The sequence below is a fragment of the Phormidesmis sp. 146-12 genome (genome assembly GCF_052939495.1).
Map to the genome: position 1 here is coordinate 1 of NZ_JBJPHS010000250.1, position 1,339 is coordinate 1,339.

At 47.7% G+C, this 1,339-nt stretch carries 1 protein-coding gene; it reads left to right on the top strand.

Annotated features, from left to right (window positions below; translation table 11 throughout):
• The first annotated feature begins 23 nt into the window (after window positions 1–23).
• Window positions 24–233 carry a hypothetical protein gene (locus ACKFKF_RS35055; protein WP_446862415.1) on the top strand — a complete coding sequence of 70 codons (210 nt, stop codon included), beginning with the start codon at window positions 24–26 and terminating at the stop codon, window positions 231–233.
• Window positions 234–1,339: the final 1,106 nt, after the last annotated feature.

Below are 1,339 nucleotides of genomic sequence, written 5' to 3' on the forward strand. Positions count from 1 at the left end.
AGTAATCTTCAGTCACTTTTGCCATGAAGTCTCGTTTGCGAAGTTTTGGTCGATTACCTGAACTGCATTGCCTTCAGGTCAGCAAAGCTGACCGCAGTTCACAACTTAGCGATCGACCATCAAAGCGCGCAATTCATCATCGAGCGCTAGCGATTACCGAAGGTACCAACCATCAGAGCGCGACCCTTGCGGTATCTGCGGAGCAGCGCGTTGTTCAGGTAAAGCGCGATTAGCGCAAAGCGCAACTCCCTAGGAACCGACGAAGCTTGTGGAGGGGCATCGCAGGGGTGAGGAGTGCGATCACATTCGTTGAGGCTCAAAACAGCTTGTGATCTGTGATCATCCAGTGATACTCTGAGCCAAAAGCAGCAATGCTCAATCAACCTGTAAACGGTAGTTGGAATTTATCTGTTAAATCTGCCTGGAGTTGGGGTTGAAACTTGTACAGAAGTCGAAGGAACCTTGAGTTTAAGACTGGATGTTTTGGCGAAGGACAGGTTGCACTAGAAACATGATGACTAATCTTCTCAATCGATTCCTAGCACAACAGTTCCTTACTGTTAGCCTAGCTACTGCACTATGCTTACCCGTTCTGTCATCTGCGATCGCACGCTCAACACCAGCCCTTAATGCAGCATCATCTGGGGGATCGCTTGTTCTGTCAGATTTAAACGAAACTTTGCTCAATCAGTCACCCAAGTTACGCAAGCCTTGAAAGCAGTGAAAAAAGACGATGTGGGCTGTGTCGCTCCGCTGCTTCGTCGTCCTTTCTATGAACTGAATAACTCTAGAATTGCGCCATTTACGTGCTTCTTGCCCTCGCCAGCCCAAGGGAGCCAGAAACCTCTTGTTCACTCTCCCTGGCGCTACCGTGTACACACAAGTCGAGTCGATCTCTGTTTGAGGGGATCGCGCCCCTAACTCCTTCATTCTAGGGAACTTTGAGCATCAAGAAAATTCTGAAGCTCAGAAAAGGTTCGGATTTCAAAGTCTCCCAAATTTGGGGGATTTAGGGGGCAGAAGCTGACTAAAACGAAGCGATAGACGACTTGTGTGTACACAGTAGCGCCAGGGAGAGGGTGAGGGCTGAGATCTATTACACAATTGGGATGCTGCCAAAGTGTCTTTATCGCTACATATATGAGAATTAGTTGCAATAACAATAGTCCGGACGATTTTTAGGAGAGGGAATCGACAAGAAAGCCATCGATCTATTAGGGTGCTGATTAGAACAAACAAGCACCAGACCGATAGCCGTATGGAAATTGTACAAAGCTTACTGACCAATGGTTCGGACAAAATCAAACAGCGATCATGCCGTAAGAGCGTAGGGTCTGGT